Annotated in this window: 18 protein-coding genes; 7 read left to right on the plus strand and 11 right to left on the minus strand. The window is 68.0% G+C overall.

Translation table 11 applies throughout. The features are described from left to right. The first annotated feature begins 68 nt into the window (after window positions 1-68). The 5 genes from BM115_RS17120 to BM115_RS17140 all read left to right on the plus strand — a co-directional run bounded on the left by BM115_RS17120 (window position 69) and on the right by BM115_RS17140 (window position 4,893). Complete coding sequence (locus BM115_RS17120) at window positions 69-1,010, plus strand: dihydrodipicolinate synthase family protein (RefSeq protein WP_255370874.1); 942 nt, start codon at window positions 69-71, stop codon at window positions 1,008-1,010. A gap of 120 nt (window positions 1,011-1,130) precedes the next feature. Beyond that, complete coding sequence (locus BM115_RS17125; protein WP_092296413.1) at window positions 1,131-1,781, plus strand: TRAP transporter small permease; 651 nt, start codon at window positions 1,131-1,133, stop codon at window positions 1,779-1,781. A gap of 1 nt (window position 1,782) precedes the next feature. Further along, entirely contained in the window at window positions 1,783-3,048 is a 1,266-nt protein-coding gene (locus BM115_RS17130) for a TRAP transporter large permease (protein ID WP_092296416.1), read from the plus strand. 83 nt (window positions 3,049-3,131) lie between these two features. Then, window positions 3,132-4,133, plus strand: coding sequence for a TRAP transporter substrate-binding protein (locus tag BM115_RS17135; RefSeq protein ID WP_092296418.1), 1,002 nt, complete (start codon window positions 3,132-3,134; stop codon window positions 4,131-4,133). Between the two features lie 79 nt (window positions 4,134-4,212). Beyond that, window positions 4,213-4,893: a GntR family transcriptional regulator gene (locus BM115_RS17140; protein ID WP_092296421.1), complete on the plus strand. Its 681-nt coding sequence runs from the start codon at window positions 4,213-4,215 to the stop codon at window positions 4,891-4,893. A gap of 10 nt (window positions 4,894-4,903) precedes the next feature. On the opposite strand, the gene BM115_RS17145 is transcribed toward BM115_RS17140, so the two are convergent. From BM115_RS17145 to BM115_RS17155, 3 genes are all read right to left on the minus strand, one after another. Continuing rightward, window positions 4,904-5,572 (minus strand): hypothetical protein, encoded by a 669-nt coding sequence (locus tag BM115_RS17145; protein WP_092296424.1) that lies wholly within the window; start codon window positions 5,570-5,572, stop codon window positions 4,904-4,906. Continuing rightward, on the minus strand, window positions 5,569-6,954 hold the full coding sequence (locus BM115_RS17150) for a cytochrome-c peroxidase (RefSeq protein WP_092296427.1): 1,386 nt from the start codon (window positions 6,952-6,954) through the stop codon (window positions 5,569-5,571). The genes BM115_RS17145 and BM115_RS17150 overlap by 4 nt, the downstream gene beginning before the upstream one ends. A gap of 115 nt (window positions 6,955-7,069) precedes the next feature. Further along, window positions 7,070-9,220 carry an alkaline phosphatase family protein gene (locus tag BM115_RS17155; protein WP_092296430.1) on the minus strand — a complete coding sequence of 717 codons (2,151 nt, stop codon included), beginning with the start codon at window positions 9,218-9,220 and terminating at the stop codon, window positions 7,070-7,072. Between the two features lie 383 nt (window positions 9,221-9,603). Here BM115_RS17155 and BM115_RS17160 point away from each other — a divergent pair, with 383 nt between their 5' ends. After that, a complete protein-coding gene (locus BM115_RS17160) occupies window positions 9,604-10,551 on the plus strand; it encodes a 2OG-Fe(II) oxygenase (RefSeq protein WP_255370875.1) in 948 nt (315 codons plus the stop codon). Here BM115_RS17160 and BM115_RS17165 read toward each other — a convergent pair. The 5 genes from BM115_RS17165 to BM115_RS17185 are packed head-to-tail and all read right to left on the minus strand — an operon-like array spanning window position 10,523 to window position 15,563. Then, window positions 10,523-11,488, minus strand: a complete 966-nt coding sequence (locus BM115_RS17165) for a tripartite tricarboxylate transporter substrate binding protein (RefSeq protein WP_092296436.1) — start codon at window positions 11,486-11,488, stop codon at window positions 10,523-10,525. The two genes, BM115_RS17160 and BM115_RS17165, sit on opposite strands and share 29 nt — an antisense overlap. Before the next feature lie 33 nt (window positions 11,489-11,521). Continuing rightward, window positions 11,522-12,376, minus strand: coding sequence for an amidohydrolase family protein (locus BM115_RS17170; RefSeq protein WP_092296832.1), 855 nt, complete (start codon window positions 12,374-12,376; stop codon window positions 11,522-11,524). A gap of 28 nt (window positions 12,377-12,404) precedes the next feature. Continuing rightward, entirely contained in the window at window positions 12,405-13,613 is a 1,209-nt protein-coding gene (locus BM115_RS17175) for a CaiB/BaiF CoA transferase family protein (protein WP_092296439.1), read from the minus strand. 26 nt (window positions 13,614-13,639) lie between these two features. After that, complete coding sequence (locus BM115_RS17180; RefSeq protein WP_092296442.1) at window positions 13,640-14,635, minus strand: tripartite tricarboxylate transporter substrate binding protein; 996 nt, start codon at window positions 14,633-14,635, stop codon at window positions 13,640-13,642. A gap of 49 nt (window positions 14,636-14,684) precedes the next feature. Continuing rightward, the gene (locus tag BM115_RS17185) at window positions 14,685-15,563 is read right to left on the minus strand and encodes an HpcH/HpaI aldolase/citrate lyase family protein (RefSeq protein WP_092296445.1); all 879 of its coding nucleotides are present in this window, start codon (window positions 15,561-15,563) and stop codon (window positions 14,685-14,687) included. A 96-nt stretch (window positions 15,564-15,659) separates the two neighbouring features. On the opposite strand from BM115_RS17185, the gene BM115_RS17190 reads away from it, so the two are divergent. Next, window positions 15,660-16,535 carry a LysR substrate-binding domain-containing protein gene (locus tag BM115_RS17190; protein WP_092296448.1) on the plus strand — a complete coding sequence of 292 codons (876 nt, stop codon included), beginning with the start codon at window positions 15,660-15,662 and terminating at the stop codon, window positions 16,533-16,535. Here the strand turns inward: BM115_RS17190 and BM115_RS17195 are convergent. The 3 genes from BM115_RS17195 to BM115_RS17205 all read right to left on the minus strand — a co-directional run bounded on the left by BM115_RS17195 (window position 16,458) and on the right by BM115_RS17205 (window position 19,057). Beyond that, window positions 16,458-17,429 carry a DMT family transporter gene (locus tag BM115_RS17195; protein WP_255370876.1) on the minus strand — a complete coding sequence of 324 codons (972 nt, stop codon included), beginning with the start codon at window positions 17,427-17,429 and terminating at the stop codon, window positions 16,458-16,460. The two genes, BM115_RS17190 and BM115_RS17195, sit on opposite strands and share 78 nt — an antisense overlap. Further along, window positions 17,426-18,349, minus strand: coding sequence for a bifunctional helix-turn-helix transcriptional regulator/GNAT family N-acetyltransferase (locus tag BM115_RS17200; RefSeq protein WP_092296451.1), 924 nt, complete (start codon window positions 18,347-18,349; stop codon window positions 17,426-17,428). Before BM115_RS17200 ends, BM115_RS17195 begins: the two co-directional genes overlap by 4 nt. Before the next feature lie 78 nt (window positions 18,350-18,427). Continuing rightward, window positions 18,428-19,057: a TetR/AcrR family transcriptional regulator gene (locus BM115_RS17205; RefSeq protein ID WP_092296454.1), complete on the minus strand. Its 630-nt coding sequence runs from the start codon at window positions 19,055-19,057 to the stop codon at window positions 18,428-18,430. Window positions 19,058-19,082: the final 25 nt, after the last annotated feature.

Consider the following 19,082-nt stretch of genomic DNA (forward strand, 5'->3'; position numbering starts at 1 on the left):
TGGAAGATATCCTAAATATATTAAGCAGATATTTGCGAGCCCAACCCGACCCAACCGAGGAGTCCCCTGTGACCAATTCGACCAATTCGAGCAACGCCACCAATCCCCGCTGGACCGGCATCTTCCCCGCCATCACCACCAAGTTCCACGCCGACGAGCGGATCGACGCCGAGGGCACTAGCCGTCACATCGAATTCCAGATCCGCAATGGCATCCATGGCCTGGTGACCTGCGGTTCGCTGGGCGAAGCCAGCACGCTGTCGCTGGAGGAGAAGCTCGACGTGGCGCGCATCGCCGTGGAAGCCGCCGATGGCCGCATCCCGGTGCTGGCCAACGTCTCCGAGACCAGCACGCGAGACGCCCTGCGCTATATCGACGGCGCGAACAAGCTCGGCGTGTCCGGCTTCATGGTGATGCCCTCGGTGATCTACGTGGCCGATGCCCGCGAGGCGATGCAGAACGTGCGCGTCATGGCGGAAGCCGCCCAGAAGCCGGTGATGGTCTACAACAACCCGGTCGCCTACCGGGTGGACCTCAAGCCCGAGCACATGGTGGAGCTGGCCGACTGCAAGTGGGTGGCGGCGATCAAGGAAAGCACGGGCGATATCCGCCGCGTGACCGACCTGCGCAACACCCTGGGCGACCGCTACCAGATCTTCATGGGCGTGGACGACCTGGCCTACGAAGGGCTGGCGCTGGGTTGCGACGGCCTGCTGGCCGGCGTGGGCTGCGCCTTCCCGCGCGAAACCGTGGCGCTGTTCGACCTGATGAAAGCGGGCGATTTCGCCGAGGCGCTCAAGCTGTATCAGTGGATGACCCCGATGCTCCACCTCGATGTCTCGAACAAGCTGGTGCAGAACCTCAAGCTGATCGACACCCTGGTCGGCGTGGGCTCCGAGTTCATGCGCCGCCCGCGCCTGCCGCTGGTGGGCGAGGAGCGCGCCTTCGTCGAACGCGTGGTGCGCCAGGCGCTGGAGACGCGGCCGGCGAAGTACCAGTCGGTGGTATGAGGCCAACTGCGTGATGCATGCCTGCGGCGGCCCCCGGGGCCGCAGCAGGCATCCAACTTGCACCAGCCGTCGTGGCCGTGATCGTCACGACCGCCCCCTTCGTCCTGGAGTCTGCCTGCCATGCCTGACCTTCCCTCCCTCACTGCCACCGATGCGCCCGCCACGGCCACGGCCACCGTCAAGCGGCCGGTGCGCTGGGTGATGCGCGCCTCGGACGCCGTGCTCGCCGTGGAGCGCCATGCGCTCGGCGGCCTGATGACGCTGCTCGTGCTGCTGATCCTGCTCAACGTGGTCACGCGCTACGCGGGGCTGCCGCTGTACTGGGTGGACGAAGCGTCGGTCTACGCGGTGGTCTGGCTGACCTTCGTCGGGGCGTCGGTCATGACGCGCCTGCGGCTCGATTTCGCCGTGGGACTGCTCACCGAGCACCTGCCCCCGAAGGCCGCCCGCGCTGCCAAGGCCATCTCCACGGGCGGCGTGCTGCTGTTCGGGCTGGCGCTGCTGGCGATGTGCTGGGTCTGGATGGACCCGGTCGGCATCGTCCGCTACGGCTTCGACGCCCGCGAGTACGCGGCCGAATCGTTCAACTTCCTCTACACCGAGCACACCCAGACGCTCGAATGGCCGGTCTGGGTGCTCCAGCTGATCATGCCGCTGTTCTCCTGCACCCTGAGCCTGCACGCGCTGGCCAACCTGCTCGAAGATCTCGACCTGGCGCCGCGCCGCGCCTACCCCGAGTTCCAGGTGGGCAACTCCGAGACGGTGAACTGACATGCCGACAACCTTCTTCTTCTGCGGCGTGATGCTGGTCGGCGTGCCGATCGGCATCTGCCTGTGCCTGGCCGGACTGGCGTTCATCTTCAGCACCGGCGCCACCGTGCTGCTGCAATCGTTCCCCTCGCAGATGTTCGCGGGCGTGGACAGCTACGGCCTGATCGCCATCCCCCTGTTCATCCTGATCGGCGAGATCATGAACAGCGGCGGCATCACGCGCCGGCTGGTGGATCTGTCGATGGCCTTCGTCGGCTCGATCAAGGGCGGCCTGGCCTACGTCAACATCCTGGCCAATATGCTGGTGTCGTCGATCATCGGCTCGGCCACGGCCCAGGTGGCGATCATGTCGCAGGTGATGGTGCCCGAGATGGAGAAACAGGGCTACGACAAGACTTTCGCGGCCGGGCTGACCGTCTACGGCGGCATGCTGGGGCCGATCATCCCGCCCTCGGTAATGTTCGTGGTCTACAGCGTGCTGGCCCAGGTGGCCGTGGGCGACATGCTGATCGCCGGCATCCTGCCCGGGCTGCTGCTGACGGTGCTGTTCTTCATCATCATCGCCATCATGGGGCTCTTCTACAACTACCCCCGCAGCGCGCGCAAGACGCTGCGCGAGCGCGCCACCACCGTGATCCAGGCCAGCCCGACGCTGCTGATTCCGGTGGTGATCGTCGGCTCCATCCTCGCCGGCGTGGCTAACCCGACCGAGGCCGCCGCCGTGGGCGCGCTGGCCGCGGCGCTCGTCGGCCGTTACGTGACCAAGGAGTTCGACCTGCGCACGATGCCGGCCATCCTGCTGCGCTCGGCCATCTATTCGGCCATCGTGCTGTTCCTGGTGGCAGCCGCCGCCGTGTTCTCGTGGCTGCTGATCTACGGCAAGATCCCGCAGATGGTGGCGGCCTGGATCCAGACCATCGCCCACAGCCCGGTCGAATTCCTGCTGCTGGCCAACGTGATCCTGCTGATCATCGGCACGGTGATCGACGGCATTCCGGGCCTGATCATGACCGTGCCGATCCTGCTGCCAATCGCCACCGAGGTCTACCACATCGACCCGCGCCACTTCGGGGTGGTCATCGTCATCAACCTCGTGCTCGGGCTGATGTCCCCGCCCGTGGGGCTGAGCTTCTTCGTGGCCTCCGCCGTCACCGGCGCCAAGCCGGGGAAGATGTTCATGGTCACGCTGCCCTTCTTCCTGATCAGCTGCGTGGCCCTGGTGCTGCTCTCGCTGTTCCCGAGCCTGTCCATCGCCCTGCTGGACTAGCCGACCGATCCAACCCGATCCAACCCGATCCATAGCCGTCCCATCCGCCTCGCCGTTACCCATCGAACCGCACAGGAGCCGCCATGACCCTCATCACCCGCCGCCGTTTCCTCAAGACCACCGCGCTGGCCACCGTTGCCGCGCCCATGGTCATCACCTCGACCACGCGCGCCGCCACGACCAAGGAGTTCCGCCTCGGGCTGATCACGCCCGCCGGGCACTCGTGGAACCGGGCCGCCGTGGCCTTCGGCGAGTCGCTCAAGAAGGAAACCGACGGCCGCCTGACCGTGACCGTGTTCCACTCGGGCCAGCTTGGCAATGAGTCGGCGATGATGCAGCAGCTCCAGTCCGGCGCGCTCGACATGGGCTGGATCCAGGCGGCCGAACTCGGCTCGCGCGTCTCCAGCGTGGCCGCCATCAACGCGCCCTATCTGGTGCGCTCCACCAGCAGCGTGGCCAAGCTGGTGCGCACGCCGGCGGCCCTGAAGCTGCTGGACGCCCTGCCGCGCGAAACCGGCACCATCGGCCTGGGCTGGGGCATCACCGGCATGCGGGTCGTGTTCGCCACGCGCGACATCAATTCGCCGGACGACCTCAAGGGCATGAAGCTGCGCATCAACCCCACGCCGGTCTACCGCGACTTCTATTCGATGCTGGGCGCCGCGCCCACGCCGATCCCCACGCCGGCTGTGTTCGACGCCATGACCAATGGCCAGGTGGATGGGCTGGAGGCCGACATCGAACTGTCCTGGAACCAGCGCTACGACAAGATTTCCAAGTCCCTGCTGCCGATGAACGCGCTGTTCATGCCGTTCGCGCCGCTGGTCTCGGGCCGGATCTGGCAAGGGCTGGACGCGAAGGACAAGGACATCGTGCGCGCGCTGGTCACGCAGTCGCTGACCGCGCAGATCAACGACATCGTCACCACCGAGGCGGGGCTGATCGAGAAGCTCAAGCAGTCGTCGGTCCACTTCAAGAGCGTCGCCAACTACGACCCGGCGCCGGCGATCCAGAAGTTCGACGCCCTGTGGGTGGCCAAGGCCCCGGCGATTCCGGAGCTGCGCAAGATCGGCGCCACGCTCTGAGTGCGCCAAGGCCCCCTGAGCCCCCCGGCGGCGGTCACGGCATAATGTCGACCGCCGCCCCGCTGCCAACCTGTTCGAGATGCCGACACCTTCCAGAAACCAGAGCGCCGAGACTGACAACCGTGAAAAGCGCCGCGCCGCCGACGTGGCCTACGACCGCATCGAGACGCTGATCTCCAAGCTCGAGATCGCCCCCGGCAGCCCCGTGGTGGAGGCCGAGCTGGCCGAACTCGCCGGGCTGGGCCGCACGCCCGTGCGGGAGGCGCTGGTGCGCATGGTGTCGATGGGGCTGGTGCTCCAGCAGCCCCGGCGCGGGCTGATCGTCTCGACCATCGACGTCATGGACCATCTGGACGTGCTGGCCACGCGCCGCGTGCTGGAGCGGCTGATTGCCGCCAATGCCGCGCGCCGCGCCACCGATACCCAGCGCAAGGCGCTGATCGCCAGCGCCCAGAAGATGGTCAAGGCCGCCCAGCGTGGCAACCTCGACGAATACATGGCCGCCGACCAGGCGCTGGACCACGTGAACCACGCGGCCTGCCGCAACCGCTCGGCGGTCAAGGCGGTGATCCCGCTGATCGTGCAATGCCGGCGCTTCTGGTACGCCTATCAGCACGAGGGCGAGATTGCCGAAGGCGCCCAGGCCCACCTGGTCATGGCGCAGGCCATCGCCAGCGGTAACGAAGCCGAAGCCGCCGACGGCGCGGAGCGGCTGATGGACTACCTGGAGCGCTTCGCGCGCCGCGTCGTCAACGCCTGATTTCCCCTCCTTACATCGGCTGCCAGCCGCCGCTGGTGGCCACCAACTGCTGCGTCAACTCCATCGTGCCGCTGCCCCGCACCACGCGGGCCAGCACCGGGAAGGCGCCCTGCACCGCCGCGTCACTGGCCCACGGGGCCGGATCGAGCATGTAGGTGTAGCGAACGGTGGTGGTGGCGTGCGCCGCCTTGTCGCCCACGCCGCTGGCCTTGGGCGTGTCCCAGCCAGTCACCTTGTTCACGCGGACGTGCCCGTAGCAGAGATCCGGCTCGGCGGTGTCCGTGCCTTTCGCTGCCGTCCCGGGATGGGCATTGACGAAGCCGCGCCCCTTGTCGGTCAGGTCATAGCGCAGCGCCTTCACGGTTTCCGTCTCGCCGTTCTGGTGACGCAGCGTCATCTCGGCACTGGTGTGCGCCACCAGCCCGGCATGTTCGAGCGCGGGCATCTGGATGCCGTCGCGCAGTGTCCCCGCCACGGGCAGGTCCGGCACATCCACGGGCCAGCTATGGCGGCCGATGCAGAGGTCGCCGTGGGCTTCGAGCTGCTTCTCCAGCGCGGCGCGGAAGTTGGCTTCGTTGGGGGCGTCCGGGGCGCTGCAGCCAGCGAGCATAGCCAGCGCAGCAAGGGTGGCGAAAAGGATCGGTTTCATGGTCTTGGTGTCGATGGAATAAGGGGTCATGGCGTCTGTGCCTTGTGCGCGGCGTTCCGGGCGGCGTTCTCGGCCGCGGCTTCCGCCACCGTGTGGGCCTGCGGACCGCTCTCGGCGGTGCCCGCCGGCGGCACGAAGCCATCGGTCAGCGTCTTCAGGAAGACGATCAGGTCCTGCATCTCCGAGTCAGTCATCGGCGTGGCGCTCCCCGGCTTGCGCAAGTCCAGCGGCATCTGGTCGTCCAGGTTGGCGCGGTACGACGCCGGCAGGTCGTTGAACTTGTTCACGCGGCCCCGGGCATCACGCGGGTACCACTTCTCCGGCGCGGTGTCCCGGGTGTTGTAGAAGCGCACCACCTCCTCCAGCGACTTGAATACCCCGTTGTGCATGAACACGTGGCGCGTGGCCACGTTGCGCAGCACCGGCGTCTTGAACATGCCGCAGGTGGCCGCCGCACCCTTGTCCTTGCCGGGGCGATGGTCGGTGCGCAGCGGGCCGCACAGGCCGAGGTCGAAATATTTCGGATCGGCGTTGGCCGGGATCTCCATATTGCGCGGCACGCCGATGGCGGCGAACGAGTAATCGCTCGTCATGTCCTGGCTGCCGTCGTTGCCACCGCCGATCAGGTGGCAGGCCATGCAATTGCCCTTGTTGGGATCCAGGAACACGCGCAGGCCGCGGACCTCCGCATCGGTCAGCGCGCCGCCGAGCTTGTTGTTGCGGTAGCGGTCGAACTTGCTGCTGTAGGGGTGGAAGCTGCGGTCTTCCACCTGGAACGCCTGGAGCGCGGCGCCGACCAGCGTGAAGGCGCGCTCGGTGTCATCGAACACGGTGGCGCCGTAGGTCTGGCGGAAGGCGTCGGCGTGGGCGCCGTGCTGTACGGCCTCGACCACGGCGGCTTTGCTCGCATTGGCCATCTCGTTGGACGCCAGCAGCGGAATCGCGGCCTGCTCGGCGATGGTGTTGGCGCGGCCGTCCCAGGTCAGGCCGCCGCCGGGACCGGGCGGGCTGACCATGTCGGGGTTCTCGAAGGTATCCGAGTAGGCGTTGGTGTACTCCTTGTACATCAGCGTGGGCACCGCGCGCGTGCCCGGCGCCTTGCCGTCGGCCCCGCCCAGCTGCACCGAGAGGTCATTGGCTGGTGCGTAGGCGTGGTTGGGGTCGTGGCAGGTGGCGCAGGACATCTTGCCCGTGCCGGACAGCGAGGGATCGAAAAACAGCTTCGCGCCGAGCTGCGCGGCGGGTGACAGGGGCGATGCCGGAGCCGATGGCGCCGGCGCGGAAACGGTCTGCACGGCGGCCTTGGCTGGCGTGGCAGCGTGCGGCGCCGTCTCGGTGGCCGGCTTGCAGCCGACGAGCGTGACAGCACACGCGGCCGCCAGCAGGCTGGCGGCAAGAATGGAGTGGGACATGGTCTGGATCAGCGGTGGCAGCCGGGCGCACAGCCGGGCCAGGCCCGGTTGCGCACCATAAGAAGATCGGGGCCCCGGGCGACGGCCTGCGCCGCGCGCCCGGCGCCCCGCCACATCAGGACTTGATCGCCCAGATATTGGTCTGCGTGGCATCCGGCCCGCTGGCCGTGTTGCCGCCGCTCAGCGTGCCGCTGCCGCTCACACCGCGCGTGGCGCCGCCCGAGACGATATCGCCGGCCTTGACCACGTAGTTGTGGTTCATCGGACGCACCGAATCGAAGTGGGTGTTGGCGCTACCCGAGTACTCGGCCAGATTGGCCAGGTTCTGGGCGATGTACTGCTCGGTGTACTTCGAGCGGTTCATGTACGACGTCGGCACGCCCGGGTCGGCCAGCGCGAACATGTCCTGCATCGTGCGCACGAACGAGAAGTGGCTGTAGGCATCCGAGTCGATGACCTGCTTGGGCGCGCCCGGCTGGTTGGTCAGCAGACCGAAGATGGTCGGACCATCGCCCTTGTTGCCGCCGTTGTAGCGCGGAATCGCCGTGGTGATGCCTTCGTCCAGCGGAGCGCCGCTGGTGGCAGTACCGCCCACGTTCCAGCCGCAGCACGACGAACTGCCGAAGAAGCTCGACCCTTCGTCGAACAGCATGACGATGGCCGACCGGCGGCTGGTGTTCTGCCACACCGGCGATGCCTTGATGGTCTCCACCAGGTACTTGGCGTAGGCGTCGCCGCGCTTGATGCCCGGCACGCCCGAGGTGCAGTCCGCCACCGCCGAGCCGGTGCCGTGGATGTCATCGCACTGGTCGGGGACGATGTAGTTCAGCGCGCCAACGTCGCCGCTCTTCAGGTCATCCTCGAACTGGTGGGTGTTCCAGGTGATGCCGTGGCCCTGCGCATAGGTCTGGATGGCCGCATCCCACTGGCCGCCGCCCACGGTGCGGTTCAGGTTCTTGAAGAAGTCCGGACGATTGCGCACTTCGTCGAAATTCACCGCCGGGTGGTGCTTGGTCTTGTACAGGCTGGAGATCATCGGCTCGGTGGCGCCCGCGCCGGACGTCACGTTGACGGCGGTGATGGCCGCGTTGCCGGCGCCGTCCTTGCGCGGGTCCTGGCCCGGGTCCATCGACTCGCTGTACACCCGCGTGCCCATGCCGGCGTTGTACATCGCCGTGAACAGGTTGCGGCGGCCCTTGAGGTTGTGGACCTTGGTGTCGGCGTTGCAGGCGGCCAGCGGCTGGTAGACGTCGGTCGGCTGGTTGGCGGTGTCGCCGGCCGGCAGGCAGTTCCAGGCGTTGTCGTCGGCCACGCCCCAGTCGTCGGCGCTGGCCAGCGAGATGTAGTTCGGCTCGCTGGGGTTGCCGGTGGAGAAATAGTTGGCCGCCTTGTTGCCTTCCTGGTTCAGGTACTTGTAGAAGTTCGGGTAGGCCGGATCGTCGATGGTCTGGTTGCTGTGGTTCTCGAAGACCACCACGAACAGGTGGTCGTAGCGCGGGATGCCTTCCGGGTTGAACGCAGCGTCCTGCGCAGCCTTCAGCGTGGTGACCGGATCGGTGGCGGCATCGCTGATAAAGCCACGGTCGAGGATCTTCGAGGCCAGCGTGTAGCGCCCCGCGAGCGTGTTCGACTCGGTCAGCAGCGCGGTGGCGGCGTGGGCGTCGGCCACGCTGGCCGGCAGGGCCAGCACGTCATCGGCCTTGACCGTCACATCGGCGGTGCCGCCGGTGAGGCTCAGCCGGCTGGCGATGGCGGTCTTGGCATCGGCCACCGTCAGCGATTCGGCTTCGGTCAGGCGCACCACTTCCGTCGATAACGGACTGATGACTACCTGAGCGCCATTTGCCGCCTGGTCGGCCGCGCTGCGCAGCACCAGCTTGCTGGCGACCTTGGCCGGGGCGCCGCTGGCGTCCGTGTAGGTGGCGTCCGTGCCGACCACGGCCACCAGGCTCGTGGCCGCCGTGGTCAGCGTGAAGCGGCCATCGGCGCCGGTGCGGGTGGAGGCTTCGCCGCTGTCGCACGCGCCGTTGCCGTTGGTGTCGGCACACACGGTGGCGTTGGCATAGGCGATGGGGACGATGGTCTGCTGGACGGCATCGCCCGTGCTGCTCTTGGCGTAGTCCACGCCCGTGGCGGACGATTGGGCGACGCCAGTCGGGTTCTTGATCGCCGTGCCCATCACGCTGCCGCTGACCGTGGCCGGGGTGGCGTTGGGCGTGGACGCGGCCGGGGTGCCGCCGTCATCGCCGCCGCAGGCGGTCAGCATGGCGGCTGCGGCCAGCGCCGTGAGTAACGGAACAAAGCTGTGGTGGTTTGGGTGCATTGTATTTTTGGCTCGCCGGGCTAGGGCGATATGTAGTGGGTATCGTTGGAGTGCCGCACCCAAAAGCCCGCCCCGTCGCGATGGTTCTGGCGGGTGGCCCGCCTGCGCGAGGGAGTTTTTCGACGGGGGAAAGCCGGTACGCGATTCCCTGTCATGTGTGCAGCGGCCCTGATCCTAGGAGCCAAATATGACCGTTTGATTGCTCCGGTACCACACGAAAGTTACAGAAAATTTCAAGCCGGCAACCGGTTGCATGCCGCGCGCAATGCCGGGATACTGGCGCCGCCCGTTACCCATGCCGTCCCATGCACGCCTCGCCCCAATCCTTGACTACCCCGCCGCGCCAGCTTGCCACGCTGCATTTCACCGCCGAGTTGCGCGACTGGATCGTGCAGGCCTTGCAGCGCGGCGGCCGTCCGGACGAACTGGTGCGCGCGCTGGCCGCGCAGCGCTTTGCGCCGGACGTGGCGCGCGAACTGGTGGAGGCTTTCGCCCGCGTGCTGCGCGAGGGACTGCCATTGCCGGAGGGCAGCATCACGGTGGAGCGCACCGCCCCCGCCACGGCGCCAGCCCAGCCCCGGCTGCCGCGTGCGTCGGTGCTGCACGGTGGCGACCGCGACGTACCCGTGCTATCCCGCACCGAGCGCCCCGTGGTGGCCGTGCTCGAAGGCGTGCTCAGCCATGATGAGTGCGATGCATTGATGGCGGCGGCGCGGCCTCGCCTCGCGCCATCGACCCTTGTCGATCCGCGCACCGGCGAGCACATCGTGAGCCCGGACCGCACCAGCGAGGGCATGTTCTTCCGCCTGGCCGAGGCGCCGTGGCTGGCTACGCTCGACGCCCGCATTTCAGCCTTGATGCAGATGCCGATGGAGAACGGCGAGGGCTTGCAGGTGCTGCGCTACGCCCCGGGGGCGCAGAGCCGCCCGCACTTCGACTTCCTGATGCCGAACAACGCCGCCAATCAGGCGTCGATTGCGCGCAGCGGGCAGCGTGTGAGCACGATGGTGATCTACCTGAACGACGTGCCGGCGGGCGGGGAAACGCTCTTCCCCGAGATCGGCCTGTCCGTGGTGCCGCGCAAGGGCAATGCGCTGTACTTCGAGTACTGCGACGACCACGGCCAGCTAGACGGCCGCACCTTGCATGCAGCCGCCGAAGTGCTGGCCGGCGAGAAATGGGTGGCGACGAAGTGGATGCGGCAGCGGCGCTTCGTGCACGCTGCCGAAGCCGAGCGCCAGGAACTTACTCCACCCGAATCCCGCGCGCCTTGACCAGCGCCTGCCAGCGCGTCGATTCGGTGTGCAGGAAGCTCTTGAACGCCTGCGGCGTGTTGCCGACCGGATCGAGCCCGGCCTGCTGGAGCTTGGCGCGCACGGCCGGGTCCGCCACCGCCTTCTGCACCGCGTTCGCGATGGTCTGCACGCGGTCCGGCGGCGTGCCCTTGGGCACGAAGACGCCGTTCCACTCCAGCACCTCGTAGTTCGGCATGCCGCTCTCGGCCAGCGTCGGCGTATCGGGCAGCGCCTTCAGGCGCGTCTTCGAGGTCACCGCCAGCGCGCGCAGCTTGCCGCCGGTCACATACTGGAGCGTAGAGGCCGTATTGCCGAAGTAGGACGCCACCTGCCCGCCCATCACATCGGTCAGCGCCGGCGCGCCGCCTTTGTATGGCACGTGAAGCAATTCGATCTTGCCCTGCTCGTTGAACATCTCGGCGGCCAGATGGGAACCCGTGCCAGCGCCGGCGGACGCGTAGGTCAGCTTGCCGGGCGTCTTCTTTGCGGCAGCGATGAACTCGGCCACGGTCTTGTACGGCGCGTTGATGGCCACCACGAGGATCTGGGGCGCCGTGGCGACCAGCGAGATCGGAATGAAATCGGCCGATGGGTCGAACGGCAGCTTGCGCAGCGCGCCGTTCACGGCGAAGGCCGAGGCGTCGTAGAGCACCGTGTAGCCATCGGCCGGGGCCTTCGCCACGGCGTCCGCGCCGATCACGCCGCCGGCACCCGGCTTGTTGTCGATCACCACGGTCTGGCCGAGGAGTTCGCCCACCTTCTGGGCGACGACCCGCGCGGTGTTGTCCGCCCCGCCGCCGGCCGAGTACGGCACCACCATGCGGATGGGCTTGTCCGGGAAGGCGAAAGCGGCGAGCGGCACGGCCGCAGCCAGGGTCGCCACGGCCTTGCCGAGGCGTTGCAGGGTCTTGCTCATGGTTGTCTCCGTTCTTGAGTTCTATGGACCGGCTTACGCGGCCTCGAATCCGTACAGCGCGGCGGGGTTGTCCACCAGGATGCGGCGGCGCGCCGACTCGGTGCCGGCCCAATCGGCCAGCAGGTCGAACAGCAAGGCATCGTCCGGCTTGGCGTGCGGCTCGGTGGAATGGGGCCAGTCGCTGCCCCAGACGAGCCGCTCCGGCGCCGCCTGCACCCACGCACGGGCCACCGGCGCGATGTCGGCATACCCACCGCCGGCGCCGACCATCGAATCCAGATAGGCGCCCGACAGCTTCAGCCACGCACGGCCCTCCGCCAGCAGCCTGGACACCAGCGCGAACGCCGGGTGCGCCGTGCCGCCGGGCAGCGGCAGGCGGGCCAGATGGTCGAATACCAGCGGCGTGGGCAGCCGCGCCAGCAGGTCGCCATGGGCGACGATCTGGTCGGCAGTCCAGTGCAGTTGCAGATGCCAGCCCAGTTCGGCGATGCGGTGCGCCAGCGTCTCCACCATCTCGAAGCCCACCACGGCGTGGGCCGGGGTGTACAACGAGAAGCGGATGCCCCGGATACCGCCGGCATGGAGCGTCTCCAGCGTCTCGTCGGACACATCGGGCCGCACCACCCCCACACCGCGCGTGTTGGCGAGGCCAAGCTGGCGGATCGCATCGAGGGTGCAGCTGTGATCGGTGCCGTAGCAGCGGGGCTGGACGATCACCGCGCGACGCGTGCCCAGCAGCGCCTGCACGCGCCGGTAGTCCGCCACGGTGGCGTTGGCCACAGCCGGGGCGATGGCCGGGAAACGCGAGTCGTAGATATGGAGATGGGCGTCGCAGGCGTCCGGCCATGCCGTGCTGCGTGGCGCGGCGCTGGCCGAACTGTTCGGCACGGGATGGAAGCCAGCCTCGGTCTCCCCCTCAGCCACGGCCAGCCAGCCGGTCGGCCGCCTCGCGGACGGTGTCCCCGTGCTGGTCCAGCGCCGGCGCGGCAAACGGCTCCGGGCCCGGCGTGCGGCCAAACTTCACGGCGCGCGTGAAGCCGCGATAGCGGCCCACCACCGGGTGATCGAACGTCGTCACCATCTCCTCGGCCAGCACCTGCGGGAAATCGAACATGTCTTCCACCGAGCGCGCCGCCGCGCAGGGCACTTCCTCGCCGAACTCGGCCTCCCATTCCAGCGCCGACCGCTGCTGCAGGGCCGCGTGCAGCTTGGGCAGGATCTCGCCCTGATGCTGGGCGCGCTTGCGCACGCTGTCGTAGCGGTCGGTGGAGAGCAATTCCCCCAAACCCGTCTTCTCGCACAGGGCGCGCCAGAAGTGCGGGGTGTTGGCCGAGATGTAGAGATAGCCGTCCCGGGTGGGATGGATGCCGGTGATGCCGCCCGAGCGCATGTCGCGCCCCACGTCGCGCGGCTCCGAATCGGCCCAGACCATGCGGGCCGACTGCATGGTCAGCGCCGCCCGCAGCAGCGACACGCCCACGTACTGCCCCACCCCACTCTTCTCCCGCTCATAGAGCGCGGACGCCACGCCGCCCGCCACCAGCGCCGAGGCGTAGTAGTCCACCACCGAGCCGTACAGGATCTCGGGCGGCCCGCCGTGCTTGCCCTGCAGCGTGCACATGCCGGTCATGGTTTGCAGCACCTGGTCGTAGCCGGCCTTGTCCTTGAGCGGCCCGGCCTCGCCGTAGCCGGTGACCGCGCAGTAGATCAGGCGCGGATTGACGGCGGCCAACTGCGCGTAGCCGATCCCCAGCCGCCCCGGCACGCTGGGCCGGAAGTTGTGCACCAGCACGTCGGCCTCGCGCACCAGCGCCAGCAGTCGCTCCAGATCGGCCGGAGCCTTCAGGTCGAGCACCACGCCCAGCTTGCTGCGGTTCACGCCCAGGAAGGCGCGGGACTCCGTCTCCAGCGTGGACGGGTACTTGCGCAGGTTGTCGCCGACGGGCGGCTCCACCTTGATCACGTCCGCGCCCTGATCCGCCAGCAGCGAGCAGCCGTACGGCCCCGCGATATAGGCGCTCAGGTCCAGCACGCGTACGCCGCTCAGCGGACCGGGCTGTCCTGCCCGTGGCGCGCCGAAACCGCCCGCCTGGCCCTCGGTCTGGCCCTTGGTGTTGGGTTGCATACTCACTCCGAAAATTCTCTAAATACTCAATCCGCGACGATGTTCTGCTGCTTGGCCAGCGCCTTCCAGCGGGTCACATCGGCGGCAATCGTCTCGGCGAACTTCTGCGGCGTGCCGGGCGTGACCTCGGCGCCTTCCTTCAGGATCGCCTCCTTGACGGCGGGCTTGGCCAGCGCCTGATTCACCGCCGCGTTGAGCCGCGCGACAATCGCCGGCGGGGTGCCAGCCGGCGCCAGGAAGCCCCACCAGAGTTCGAACTCGTAGCCGGGCACGGCGGTGGCCATCGGCACCAGATCCGGCGCAATCGGGCTGGGCTTCAGGCTGGTGATGCCCACGGCGCGGACCTTGCCGGCGCGCACCATCGGCAGCAGCGACGGCCCGCTGGAGATCAGCAGTTGCGTCTGGTTGCCGATCAGGTCGGTCACGGCCGGGCCCATGCCCCGGTACGGCACGTGGGTGATGGCGAGCTTGCCGGCCTGCGCCTTGAGCAGTTCGGTGCCGAACTGGTTGACGCTGCCCGGGCCGGACGACGCGTAGTTGTATTTGCCCGGATTGGCGCGGATGGCGTTGACCAGCTCCTGCGGCGTCTTGGCCGGGAAGTCATTGCTGACCGCCACGATGAACGGCCCGTGGGCCACCATCGCCACCGGCGCGAAGCTCTTCACGGCGTCGAACGGCAGCTTGCTCTGGATGGCCGCGTTGGTCGTCATGCTGGAGGACACCGCGACGAGCGTGTAGCCGTCCGGCGCCGCCTTGGCCGCCAGGCCGGTGCCGGTGTTGCCGCTCGCGCCGGGGCGGTTGTCGATGACCACGGGCTGCTTCAGTTCCTCGCCGATCTCCTTGGCCACGATGCGCGCGAAGATGTCGTTCGAGCCGCCCGGCGGGTACGGCACGATCAGGGTGATGGGCTTGGAGGGGTAGGCGCCCTCGGCGACGGCCACAGCCGGCACAGAGATCGCGGCCGTTGCAGCAACCGTCAGGCCAAGGCATGCCACGGCACGCAGCGACGATGGATTCGTCATGGTGTTTGTCTCCTGTGTGTTTTTTATATAGATACTGCGGGGAATCCGATCAGGCGGCGATCAATCCAAGCTTCCGGCCAATCTCGACAATCGCCTGCGCGCGGCGCACAAACGGGGGATCGATCATCTTGCCGTCCACCACATAGGCGCCCACGCCCTTGGCGTCCGCCTCCTCGGCAGCCACCACCACGCGCAGCGCGTGGGCGATTTCCTCGTCGGACGGCCGGTAGACTTCGTTGGCCAGTGCAATCTGGCTCGGGTGGATGCAGCTCTTGCCCAGGAAGCCCATCTGGCGGGACATCTCGGCCTCGGCGCGGAAGCCCTCGGTGTCGCGGATATTGGCGAACACCGTGTCGTAGGCATAGACATTGGCCTCGGCGGCCGCCATCCGCACGGCGAACATGGCGGAGGCAATCGCCGCCGTATTGCGTCGATGTACGCCAGCCGGCTCGAACAGGTCGCCCAGCCCAAGCTGGAGGCCCGCCACGCGCGGATGGGCGCCCGCCAGCTCGGCGGCCAGCCGCAGCGCCCGGGGCGTTTCGATATTCAGCAGCAGTCCAACCTTCGCATCACTATTGCCAAACCCATTGGCCCGTTCGGCCTGTTCGATGGCCGCCGCCGCGCGGCGCACGTCATCGGCACTTTCCGGCTTGGGCAGGTTCACCAGATGCAAACCCGGCACGACCACCGCCGCCAGATCAGCCTCGAAATGTGGCGTATCGAGACCATTGACGCGCACGATCAGCGTCTTGGTGCTGGCGCGCGTCTCGGCGGCGCGCAGCAGGCCGGACAGCAGCGCCCGGGCCTCGCCCTTCTTCTCCTGGGCCACCGCATCCTCGAGGTCGAACGACAGCGCGTCGGCATCGCTCGCCAGCGCCTTGGCGAAAAACTCGGGGCGTGAACCGGGCACGAACAGCTTGCTTCTCATGGCGAATACCGTATCTCCGTGGGGGTGACAGGCAGTGTCCGCGAACCGATGAAAAAGATAAACTATCCTTTACTACGTTCGTACATTAGAAATTCTATGGAAACCGCTTACCTGAAGGCTTTCGCGCTGGTGGTAGAAACCGGCACGCTGGCGGAAGCCGCGCGGCGGCTCAATGTGACCCCGGCGGCGATCTCGCAGCAGATCCAGGTGCTGGAGCGGCAACTCGGCACCACGTTGCTGGGCCGGGCCGGCCGTACCGTGGCGCCCACCGAGTCCGGGCGACGGCTGGCGGAGCGCTGCGTGACCCTGCTGCGGGAAGTGGATGAACTGAGGGGATGGGTGAATCAGGCGGACGCCGTACGCGAACTGCGCATCGGCACGATCAACACCGCGCTGCACAGCCTGCTGCCGGACGCGCTCGCGCGGTTCGCGGCGGTGCACCCCGGGGTGTCGGTGCATATACGCTCGGCGCTGTCCCACGAATTGTTCGATGCGGTAAAGGATGAATCACTCGATGCCGCGGTCTGCCTGCATCCGCCCTTCGCCCTCCCCAAGACCTTCGCCTGGGATTTGCTGCGGCAGGAGCCGCTGGTGGTGCTGGCGCCCGCGCAGGACCGCGACGCCGATCCGCACGAACTCCTGCGCACCCGGCCCCTGATCCGCTATGACCGCAGCCTGGGCGGCGGCAAGCAGGCCAGCGACTACCTGCGCCGGGCCGGCATCACGCCCGCGCAGGAGCGCTTCGAGCTGAGTTCGCTGCTGGCCATCGCCATGATGGTGGACCGTGGGCTCGGGGTGTCGCTGGTGCCGGACATCGCCTCGCCGCTGACCGCCGGGCTCCATATCGCCAAGCTCCATCTGCCGATCGAGCCGGAGCCGCGCCGCTTCGGCCTGCTATGGCGCCGGACGTCGCCCGGGGCCAGCGTGATCCGCTCCTTCCTCGAGCAGGCCCGGCTGGCGGCGGGTACCTGATCGCGCGACCGTGCGGCCCTGCTGGGTGATCAGCAGCCCGCTGACCACCAGCGCAATCGACACCAGCAACGACCCCGACGGCCACTGGCGGCCCACCAGCAGTTCCAGCACCGCCGCCGTCACCGGCCCCAGCGCCTGGAAGCCGACGACCCGGCTCGCTTCCAGCCGCGTCAGCGCCCAGAGCCAGCAAAAGTACCCCACGCCGCTGGACAGCCCGATAAACGCGACATGCCCCCACTGCGTCAACGACAGGGACGGCCACAGCGGCTGCCCGGTCGTCGCGCAGAGCGCCAGCAGGAACACCACCGCCGCGCACATCGCCAGCACGCTGGTCGGCAAGGCGGGATAGCGCTGCAGCAAGGGCCGAACCAACAGGCTGCTCACGGCGCCGATCACGGTCGCCCCGATCAGCGCGGCCATCGCACCAAGGTGTGTGCCGCCGCCGGTGCCACCGAGGGGCGCCCCATGCAGCAACACCGCCACGCCCGAGACGGCGCAGACCAGCCCCGTCAGCTTGGGCAGGCTGAACGCCTCCTGCCCGCTCAGCACGGCCAGCAACATCGTGAACAGCGGCATGGTCGAGAAAACCAGCGCGCAGGTGGCGGCCGAGAGCACGCCGAGCGCGTGGTTCAGCAGCACGATCAGCACGGCGAACTGGCACACGCCCAGCCCGGCGAGCACCGCCGCATCCTTCCGGGCAAAGCGGGTGCGGGTCCGGGCGCGCATGCCGAGCCAGGCCGGCCCGATCAGCACGCACAGGCCAATCAGATAGCGCAGGAAGGCCAACGTGGCTGGCGACGCATCGGCCGACACCGCCCGGGTCGACACCATCGCCGCGCCCACCAGAATGCCAGTCAGCGCGGCCGCGACGATGGCCGAGGGGTCGCCCCTCACAGATCCCGCGCCCAGATCTGACCGACAAGATCCTTGCCGAAACTGTGGTGGGCCTCCTCCTCCACGAGCGTGAAGCCGGCCTTTTCGTAGATCTTGCGGGCGTCGGTGAGGATGTCGTTGGTCCACAGCATCATCCGCTTGTAGCCCACCCCGCGCGCGAAGCGCAGGCACTCATCCACCAGCCGATGGCCGATACCCAGCCCGCGCGCGCTGGCATCCACATAGAGCATGCGTAGCTGGGCGGTCTCCGCGTCATGCCGCACGACGAACACCGAACCCACCGCCTTGCCGTCCTTCTCCGCAATCCAGCAGCGCTCGGCGCTCGGGTCGTAGTCGCGCAGGTACTTGGCGACGATCTCCGCCACCAGCGCCTCGAACTCGCTATTCCAGCCGTACTCGCGCGTGTACAGCACCGCCTGCTGGCGCACGACCCAGCCCATGTCGCCCGCCTGCGGGTCACGCAGGATGTAGCTCGGGGTCGATTCGCCGAGCAGGGCTTCGATCTGCGTCATGGCGTCCACCAGTTGCTGCTGGGTGGACTCGGTCATGCGGCCCAGCATCGCGGTCACCTCGTTGCGCGAGGCCAGGTTCAGCACCTCGAAGGTGGCCCGGCCGGCATCGGTCAGCGCCAGTTCGCTGACGCGGGCATCGGCCTGCGAGCGGGTCTTGGCGACCAGCCCCTGCTTCTCGAAACCGGCGATCACCCGGCTCAGGTAGCCGGCGTTCAGGCCCAGCTCACGGCACAGGTCGGACGAGGTCAGGCCCGTGCGATGGGCCAGCTCGTACAGGATCCGGGCTTCCGTGAGAGAAAACTCGCTTTCCAGCAGATGCTCGTGCAGCAGGCCAATCTGGCGGGTATAGAAGCGATTGAAGCGGCGCACGGTTTCCGCGCGCGCAAGAACTTGCGGATTGGGAGACATGTCGGGGACGATTTATTTGCCTGAGGCAAATTATTGGTTGCCTCAGGCAAATAAATCAAGAAATTCCGATGGACGCGCTCAGTCCCTCGCGCCTAGTTTCAACACCAGCGCCAACTGCAGCGCGGTAGCGGCCACCGTATCCACCTCCGGCACATGGCCGTGACGAATCCAGTGCAGCGCCACGTGGATGATGCCGCCCGCCACGCCGGCCAGCAGCATCGGATCGGGCTCGGGCGCACCCGGCAGCAGCGTCCGGGCGAGCAGTCCGCCGAATTCGCGCAGGGACCGCCCCAGCGCCTCGTCCACCAACCGGCTCACGCCCCGGATCTCCACCAGGAACACCCGGGCCGAGCGGGGCTCGCACTGCAATGTGCCGAAATAAGCACGCAGGATAGCCAGCGCGCGATGCTCGCCATCGCCCCCGGCATCCTCGCCCGCCTGTTCGATGCGCAACAGCAACCGGTGCGTGACCGTTTCAAACGAAGCCAGCAGCAACGCTTCGCTATTGGCGAACGATTCGTAGAAGTAACGCTCGGTCAGGCCGGCGGCTTCGCACACGGCCTTGACCGTGGCGTTCTGGTAGCCGCGCTCGCCGTAGACCTGCACGGCAGCGGCAATCAGCTGGGCGCGGCGCTGGGCGCGCCGCTCTTCGGCTTCGGCGCCGCGATAGCGGCGGGCGGGGATCAGCTCGGCAGTCATGGGCGCCAGTATGACATTCCCTATTGTCAGATGG

Origin of the sequence: Cupriavidus sp. OV096, assembly GCF_900115455.1 — a bacterium.
Lineage (GTDB): Bacteria > Pseudomonadota > Gammaproteobacteria > Burkholderiales > Burkholderiaceae > Cupriavidus.

Coding starts and splice junctions, on each gene's coding strand:
- BM115_RS17125 (WP_092296413.1), top strand. CDS start 1,131: ATGCCTGACCTTCCCTCCCTCACTGCCACCGATGCGCCCGCCACGGCC.
- BM115_RS17130 (WP_092296416.1), top strand. CDS start 1,783: ATGCCGACAACCTTCTTCTTCTGCGGCGTGATGCTGGTCGGCGTGCCG.
- BM115_RS17135 (WP_092296418.1), top strand. CDS start 3,132: ATGACCCTCATCACCCGCCGCCGTTTCCTCAAGACCACCGCGCTGGCC.
- BM115_RS17140 (WP_092296421.1), top strand. CDS start 4,213: ATGCCGACACCTTCCAGAAACCAGAGCGCCGAGACTGACAACCGTGAA.
- BM115_RS17145 (WP_092296424.1), bottom strand. CDS start 5,572: ATGACCCCTTATTCCATCGACACCAAGACCATGAAACCGATCCTTTTC.
- BM115_RS17150 (WP_092296427.1), bottom strand. CDS start 6,954: ATGTCCCACTCCATTCTTGCCGCCAGCCTGCTGGCGGCCGCGTGTGCT.
- BM115_RS17155 (WP_092296430.1), bottom strand. CDS start 9,220: ATGCTGACCGCCTGCGGCGGCGATGACGGCGGCACCCCGGCCGCGTCC.
- BM115_RS17165 (WP_092296436.1), bottom strand. CDS start 11,488: ATGAGCAAGACCCTGCAACGCCTCGGCAAGGCCGTGGCGACCCTGGCT.
- BM115_RS17175 (WP_092296439.1), bottom strand. CDS start 13,613: ATGCAACCCAACACCAAGGGCCAGACCGAGGGCCAGGCGGGCGGTTTC.
- BM115_RS17180 (WP_092296442.1), bottom strand. CDS start 14,635: ATGACGAATCCATCGTCGCTGCGTGCCGTGGCATGCCTTGGCCTGACG.
- BM115_RS17185 (WP_092296445.1), bottom strand. CDS start 15,563: ATGAGAAGCAAGCTGTTCGTGCCCGGTTCACGCCCCGAGTTTTTCGCC.
- BM115_RS17190 (WP_092296448.1), top strand. CDS start 15,660: ATGGAAACCGCTTACCTGAAGGCTTTCGCGCTGGTGGTAGAAACCGGC.
- BM115_RS17200 (WP_092296451.1), bottom strand. CDS start 18,349: ATGTCTCCCAATCCGCAAGTTCTTGCGCGCGCGGAAACCGTGCGCCGC.